The organism is Candidatus Cloacimonadota bacterium (assembly GCA_020532355.1).
Classification (GTDB): Bacteria; Cloacimonadota; Cloacimonadia; order Cloacimonadales; family Cloacimonadaceae; genus UBA5456.
In genome coordinates this window covers 1-7896 of sequence record JAJBBD010000328.1, presented here as the reverse complement: position 1 = coordinate 7896, position 7896 = coordinate 1, and the positions used below count along the sequence as shown (strand labels likewise).

General features: G+C 42.9%; 9 protein-coding genes. All 9 read left to right on the top strand.

The features are described from left to right. Positions 1-41: 41 nt before the first annotated feature. Entirely contained in the window at positions 42-410 is a 369-nt protein-coding gene (gene rpsM / locus LHW48_11270; protein ID MCB5261027.1) for a 30S ribosomal protein S13, read from the top strand. Positions 411-421: 11 nt separating this feature from the next. Continuing rightward, entirely contained in the window at positions 422-811 is a 390-nt protein-coding gene (gene rpsK / locus LHW48_11265) for a 30S ribosomal protein S11 (protein MCB5261026.1), read from the top strand. A gap of 9 nt (positions 812-820) precedes the next feature. After that, positions 821-1438 (top strand): 30S ribosomal protein S4, encoded by a 618-nt coding sequence (rpsD, locus tag LHW48_11260; protein MCB5261025.1) that lies wholly within the window; start codon positions 821-823, stop codon positions 1436-1438. A gap of 19 nt (positions 1439-1457) precedes the next feature. Then, positions 1458-2603, top strand: coding sequence for a DNA-directed RNA polymerase subunit alpha (locus tag LHW48_11255; protein ID MCB5261024.1), 1146 nt, complete (start codon positions 1458-1460; stop codon positions 2601-2603). After that, positions 2587-2994 carry a 50S ribosomal protein L17 gene (gene rplQ, locus LHW48_11250; protein ID MCB5261023.1) on the top strand — a complete coding sequence of 136 codons (408 nt, stop codon included), beginning with the start codon at positions 2587-2589 and terminating at the stop codon, positions 2992-2994. Before LHW48_11255 ends, rplQ begins: the two co-directional genes overlap by 17 nt. A 388-nt stretch (positions 2995-3382) precedes the next feature. Beyond that, a complete protein-coding gene (locus tag LHW48_11245; protein MCB5261022.1) occupies positions 3383-5842 on the top strand; it encodes a HEAT repeat domain-containing protein in 2460 nt (819 codons plus the stop codon). Then, a complete protein-coding gene (gene rsmG, locus LHW48_11240) occupies positions 5843-6484 on the top strand; it encodes a 16S rRNA (guanine(527)-N(7))-methyltransferase RsmG (protein ID MCB5261021.1) in 642 nt (213 codons plus the stop codon). 25 nt (positions 6485-6509) lie between these two features. Then, positions 6510-7274: an AAA family ATPase gene (locus LHW48_11235; GenBank protein ID MCB5261020.1), complete on the top strand. Its 765-nt coding sequence runs from the start codon at positions 6510-6512 to the stop codon at positions 7272-7274. A 10-nt stretch (positions 7275-7284) separates the two neighbouring features. Next, positions 7285-7896 (top strand): ParB/RepB/Spo0J family partition protein (locus LHW48_11230; protein MCB5261019.1); only part of this gene is annotated, 612 nt, incomplete at its 3' end.

Here is a 7896-nt window from a genome sequence, read left to right as displayed (position 1 = left end):
CTAAACACAAACAAAGACAGGGTTAAGAAAGGAGGACCAACTTGGCACATATTGCAGGTATTGAGATTCCCAAAACAAAGCGGCTCTTCATTGGTCTTACCTATATCTATGGTATCGGCAGAAACCGAGCTATTGAAATATGTCAGAAAGCCAATATCGATTTTATGAAGAAAGTTGCTGATCTCACTTTAGATGAAGAAAAGATCTTGCGCGATATCATCCAGAATGACTACATCGTGGAAGGTACTTTAAGAACCCAGGTTGCCATGAACATCAAAAGGCTCATGGAAATTGGTTGCTATCGCGGTTTGCGCCATAAACGCGGTTTGCCTGTGCGCGGTCAAAGAACTCACACCAATGCCCGCACCCGCAAAGGTCCCCGTTCCAGCGCCATTAAGAAGAAGAAATAGGAGCATGATTCATGGCTAAAAAAACCAGAACCAAGAAGAAACGCGTACGCCTGTCTTTTGATGAAGGCTTAGTGTTTGTGCATTCCAGCTTCAATAATACCATTATTACTCTAACCGATCGTGCCGGCAATGTTCTTGCCTGGAGTTCGGGCGGAAAGATAGGCTACAAAGGCTCGCGCAAAAGCACTCCTTTTGCTGCTCAGATGGCTGCTGCCGAAGTTGCCAAAGCCGGTGCTGAAATGGGTATTCAAAAAGTTGGCGTTATCGTTAAGGGACCCGGTGGTGGAAGAGAATCCTCTATTCGCGCAATAAACGCAGCCGGAATCAAAGTTACCATGATTAAGGATGAAACCCCCATTCCTCACAATGGATGTCGTCCCCCAAAAACCAGAAGGATATAAGGAGAAATCATGGCAAGATATACCGGACCCAAAGCAAAAGTATGCCGCAAATTTGGTGAAAACATCTTCGGCACAAACAAGTACGATCGCATCCTCGCCAAGCGTAAATATCCTTCGGGACAGCATGGTCGCATGATGCGCCGCAAGTTTTCAGATTACGCAGTTCATCTGCGTGAGAAACAAAAACTTCGTCTTACTTATTGTCTGTTAGAAAAACAGTTTAAAAACTACTTTGTCAAAGCCGCCAAAGCGGGTGGAGTTACCGGCGACAACCTCATGCAACTTCTTGAACGTCGCTTAGACAATGTTGTATATCGCTTAGGTTTTGCCACTACTCGCATGCAAGCGCGTCAGTTTGTTAATCACGGTCATTTTATGGTAAATGGTAAGAAAGTGGATATTCCTTCATATCTTCTTAAAGAAGGCGATATCATCGAAGTTCGCACCAAGAGCCGGAGCATGAAAATGTTGGTGGAAGCTCTGGATAGCTCTGAGAATACTTCACCCTACAATTGGTTAACCGTAGATAAAGAAAACATGCGCGGCAGCTTCGATAAGATTCCTGTCGCTAGTGAGATTCCGGTCTCTGTAGATCTGCGTCTCATCGTCGAATTCTACTCCAAGTAGCAACCCTTAGGAGTTTGATATGATGTATCTTGAACCCTTACAGATGCCGGAGAGTGTGGAACACGATAAAGATACGTATTCCAGAAACTACGGCAGATTTGAAATAGGCCCGCTGGAGCCGGGATTTGGTACTACTATGGGGAATACCCTACGTAGAATCCTGCTTTCCTCTATTCAGGGCGCCGCAGTTCGCTTCGTACGGATCGAAGGCTTACATCATGAGTTTACTCCGATTCCTGGAACGAATTCAGATTATCTGGATCTTATTCTTAGAATCAAACAACTCGTGATAGAATCCAATACCGTAGAAGAAAATACCATTATTCTTGAACATAAAGGCAAGGGAATTATTACCGCAAATATGATTCAGGAAAATGCTAATGTCAAGATTATCAACAAAGACCTGTATCTTCTGGAAGTTACCGAAGACATCGATCTTAAAATTGAAATGATCGTTGGAATCGGGCGCGGATACGTGTCTGCCGATCGTCAGAATACAGAAGGGAAAGCCTTAGGTTTTATTCCCATCGATAGTATCTACTCTCCTATTCTGAAGGTGAATTTCTCGGTTAGTCATCAACGTGTAAAAGAACGCATGAATTTCGATAGACTAATTCTTGAAATCCATTCCAACGGTGCTGTTGAACCAATGATTGCACTATTCTTGGCGGCAAAAATACTCAAAGATATGGCTGCCAAGATTAGCCTGTTCGAAACTGAACCAGAATACATTAGAGATGTGGAATTGGATCCTGACCTGGAAGAAAAAGAGCGTATCTTGCGTATGAGCGTAAAAGAAATTGAGCTCACAGTTCGTGCTGCTAACTGCTTGGAAATGGCAAACATCAATACTATTGGTGAATTGGTTTCCAAAACCGAAGCGGAAATGCTTAAATTCCGTAATTTTGGCAAAAAATCTCTGGAAGAGATTGTACAAAAACTTAAAAAATATGATCTGGAACTGGGTATGGATGTGGATAGCGTCTACCGCAAGATTCGGGAAGCCCGTAGTCGCGGTATTATCTCTGCCGACGAAACAACCGCTGAAGTTGCTCAAACTGAACAAGTAGCTGTGCCCGGGAAAAAGGGAAAAGCGGCAAGTGCTACACCGCGCAAACCAGTGCCAAGCCCTAAAAAGAAGGTGAAAAATGCGACACAGAGTTGAAGGTAGAAAATTCGGACGTGAAACCGATGCAAGACGCCTGATGATGAGAAATCTCGTCAAATCCATGCTTGAGTATGGACAGATTAATACTACTCTGGCTAAAGCCAAGGAAATGAGACGCTTTGTAGAACGCGTGGTAACCTACGGAAAGAACAATACCGTTCACTCCCGCAGACTTGCCTACAGCGTGCTGGGCGATCGTGACTTGGTTAAAAAGCTCTTCGACGAAATTGCGCCTGCCTTTGCAAATCGTAATGGTGGATATACTAGAGTTATTAAAGCCGGATTTCGCAGAGGAGATAATGCCCCGATGGCTATTATTCAGTTCGTGGAAGAATCTGCAATTACTATCAAAAAAGATGCCATCAAAGCCGAAGATCTAGCTAAATAAAGCTCAAATACTTACATTCGTATAAAACCGGTATCAGTTGTTGATTCCGGTTTTTTTTGCTACGATAAAAAAAGTCCACCAAGCCGATATCTTGTGCATAAGGATCTACTATATATGGATGAACAACGGTCTCTGGCTTGATAATTTACCACAAAATCGTGATTTCCAGGCTTTTCCACATCTCTTTTCTGATCCGGATATCGGTTATATGCATTGCTCTTCAAATATGCTTACAACATACCCCTTTTCCAAGTTTTGTAGTTTCCGGTATGTAGATTGGCAGATTTACCAGATTCTTTATGTAGATATCATCAAGAAGAAGAGATAGTTGAAAAGAACATTTGACAATAAAAGCCACTATTTATACTCTTGCCCAAATGAGGTTCAGATGAGTTTTATAAATGTGCTTAAAACACTGATCATGATTGCAATAATGCTTGTAATGGGCTTGCTTCAGGAAGATTTGTATGCCCAAAAGATGCTTTCTCATGCCGATTTGGACTTGCTTTCTCAGATGCTTGCTGCTCAAGACTTAACGCTTGAACATATGGCGTTTGATCGAGATTGGGATCCGGGCTGTGAAGCAAAAAGCTCTTGGCATCTAAACATGCTAAGTGGAGGTATAGAAGCGGTAGATAGCCTTGAAAGCCTTCGAGATTGCCTCACAAATTCTCAAGATCCTGAATTGCTGAAGTATTTTAGCAATATTGCCAAAGAGTGCAATTTGCAAAATATCGAATTACCTTCTACGAAAATCACCACCGATAAGGCTTTCTTTAGATATGTGGAAAACTGTTTAGATCTTATTTATCTGGTATACCGCAATACATTTCTGCCTTTGAATAATGCTCAGCAAGATAGCCTTGCCGCCTTTCTTATGCAAATGATGTTGGAAGAAGAAGATGCGGAGCAATACCAGGAATATTTTACCCGGCAGAATCTGATGTGGCAAGAAGAAATTGAGATTGATCCATATTTATCGATGATAGAAGAATTGGATTTCTCGGCTCTTGCGTCTGCCACGTTGGCTATGATGAACTTGCGAGACATTGTGACCGAATACAATCCCCGTACCAAACGCAGCAAGGTATATAAAAGTAAATATGGCCTAATGATTATTGGCACAAAGAGTGCTGATGTATATAACGAGCAAAACATCAAAGAACTAGCCAAACTCTCTCCGTGTTTGATACTTGATCCTGGTGGCGACGACATTTATGATCTTGAGCTAATGGCAAACCGCGAACAACCCTTCTTGCTTCTTATCGATAAAGATGGGAATGATCTCTATCGCTCTAAAGAACCTTCTTTGTGTGCCTTGAATGGCATATATCTTGGGCATGATTGCAGCGGTGACGATGTATACCAATTAGGCGATTTTGCTTTTTCTGCGATAATGGGCACGGTTTGGCACACAGATACTAATGGGAACGATATTTATCAAAGCGGAGTGTTCTCGCAAGGCGCTGCTATCTTGGGTATGGCGATGCTAAAAGATAAAGCTGGCAACGATTCATACTCTGCACACTCTATGGCTCAGGCATTTGGCAGTACATACGGAGTAGGGATTTTAGCAGATTTCGAAGGTTCGGATACTTATTATTTGGGCGGTAGATATTTTCATGCGCCGCTTATGCCCAACGATTTTAGGACCATGGGGCAAGGCATGGGCTTTGGCATTAGACCCTATCTTGGGGGAGGCTTGGGCTTTCTTTTTGACAAAGCTGGCAACGATAAGTATCTGGGGGGAGTTTATGCACAGGGCACTGGATATTGGTATGCTACGGGTATCCTGATGGATTTGGATGGCAACGATGTGTACAATGCGGTTTACTATCCACAGGGATCAGGTATCCATTTGGCAAGCGGCATTCTTCACGATGCCAGCGGCAACGATTGTTATTACTCTCGTAACGGTCCTGGACAGGGGGCTGGACACGATTATGGGTTTGGGATGCTAATAGATTCGGAAGGAGATGATGCCTATTCCATTCATGGCGGGAATGGCTTGGGAATCTCAAATTCTTTGGGTTTATTTGTTGATTTAAAGGGTAATGACCGTTATGAACGCAATGAGGCACAAAACTATGGTTCGGCAAATTTCAGCCGTAATGCTGGGGGTTTAGGCTTGTTTCTGGATGCCGGCGGCAACGACCTGTATCCCGATAGCATAATGACAAATAACAGCGATTGGCAAAAGGGTACTTATGGATTTGGCAAAGATGTGAATATGTATAGTCCTGAGGATGAAACTCCTACTGAAGAACAAGAACAATTGCCGGCGCCGGCAGAGGACGATCCCATTGCGGATATATTTGCCGCTGCCTCAGAGTGGGAAGTGGGAAATTCTATTAACCGTGTGCGTAAAGCCAGAGAGATTATGATCAGTCGTCCCAATGAAACTATTGAATATATAATAAACAATAAATTGGCAAACAACTCCGGTTTGGAATATCGAGCTTTGCAGGTGATGTGTAATGCCGATAGTTTGTTTTGCACCAAACTTTTAGACTATACCAATGATCCTGATTCGTTAAAGGCAAAAACAGCTATTTCTCTGCTTGCAGGAAAGCGGGATAGTCGATTGCTGCCTGTGCTAAGCGAACATCTCGCTGCTAAACGCTATGTGAGCACTTGCATAGCTTCTTTGGGCAACATCGAAGGGGAAGAGAGCTTGCAGATGCTTTTAGCCCAGAGAAATCAGAATAACGAAAGACTCCGCTTCTTGGTTGTAAGATCACTCAGTTTACATAGTGGTGAGGCAGCCCAGGCAGCCCTAAAAAGCTTTGAACAGGATTCATCGTTCTTAATTCAATCGCTGCTTAGAAACCTTCCGAAGGATGAATAAATGATACCAGAAAAAACAATATTTGAAGAATACCTAGCCAAACTTGATTTGCCTAATATAGCCCAATTGATGGGGCAATTTGAACACTACCACAGTCTTCTTACGGAACACAACCGACAGGTGAATCTGGTTTCCAGAAAAATGCCGCCCCAGAATTATTGGATACAGCATTTTCTTGACAGTCTCCTTGCTGTGGAATGTTTGGATTTTACAGATAAGACAGTTTTGGACTTTGGTTCTGGGGGAGGTTTACCCGGCATTCCCATCAAACTTGTTAAGCCAGAGTGTGAGCTAGTGCTCTTGGATAGCATAGCCAAAAAGACGAAGGTGCTAATGGAAATGGTTGAAGCACTGTCTCTGCACAAAATTGGTGTGGAATGTGCCAGGTTGGAGGATTATGCCTTTTTGGCACGGCGTCCCGGTTTTGATATAATCTTGTGCCGAGCGATTGCGCTGCAGGAAAGGTATTACTCTCCGCTAAGACGGCTACTTAAACCTTCAGGTCACTTAGTGATGTATAAATCGAGGTCAGTTGATGATCTTGAAGGAATAAGGTTTAAAGAAATATTGGTTCGCGAAGATGAACATCTGGGGATGCGTAGATTGCTACAGATTGCCCAGCGCGACCTGATGAAACGCTAATATTAAGGATATATATAAATAGTTTATGGCAAAGATTATAACGATTGTAAATCAAAAGGGGGGAGTGGGGAAAACCACTACCGCAGTCAATCTGGCAGCAGCTTTAGCCGTATTGGAGCGGCGTACTTTGCTTATAGACCTAGATCCGCAAGGGAATGCTTCCAGTGGTGTAGGAATCGAAAAAGATAATGTGGAACTGCAAGTATATGATGCACTTATTGGCCGAGAGTCGATTACGGATTGTATTTTGCCCACAAATACCCAAAATCTGTATTGTGTACCGGGGAACATCAATCTTACCGGAGCCGAAATAGAATTGGTGCACGAATTTGCCCGTGAGCATAAGCTTAAGGAAGCCCTTAAACCAATTTTGAGCGATTGGGATTATATCTTGATTGATTGCCCACCATCATTGGGACTATTAACAGTAAATGCCATGACTGCTTCCTCAGACGTATTGGTTCCAATTCAATGCGAATACTATGCCCTGGAAGGAGTAAGCCAATTGCTAAATACTATTCGCTTGATCCAGAAAAACCTAAATCCTACTTTAAACATCATCGGCATCCTGCTAACAATGTTCGATAAGCGGGTTAATCTGAGTATGCAAGTAGCCAAAGAGGTACATCGCTATTTTAAGGAAAAGGTATTTCGCAGCGTTATTCCACGCAACATCAAATTAACTGAAGCTCCAAGCTTTGGCAAACCCATATTTTTATACGATATCCGCTCGCCAGGAGCCATGAGTTATCTAAACTTGGCAAATGAAGTAATTGAACGCAGCAGATGAAGAGGGATATATGAACGAACACCTAGGCAGAGGACTTTCAGCTCTTATTCCAAATGATGACAGTGCTACAAGAAGCGAAGCAGGAATCGGCATCCTGCCCATCGAACGTATTTTACCCAATAGATATCAGCCCCGAAAAAGATTTGACCCCGATAAACTGAAGGAACTCTCACAATCGATCTTGGAAAATGGCATTATTCAACCACTTATTGTAACAAAAAGCGCCGGAAGTAATTATGAACTAATAGCGGGAGAGCGAAGATTAGAAGCTGCCAAGCTGGCAGGATTAGATTCAGTTCCGGTGGTGATTCGCTCAGTATCTAAAAAAGAGCAATTGCAGATGGCAATTATTGAGAATATTCAACGTGAAGACCTAAATCCCATCGAAGAAGCACTAGCATATTCGGCATTAGCGGAAGATTTTGGGCTTACACATGCTCAAATTGCTCAGGTGATGTCCAAAGATAGAGCCACTATCTCAAATAGCCTACGCCTGCTAAAACTACCTCAAAAAGTAATGAATATGGTAGCCGAAGAAAGCCTGAGTGCTGGTCATGCCCGGGCAGTTTTGATGGTGGAACCGGAGTTTCAACTCAAATTTGCCGAGTTCATTGTAAAATAT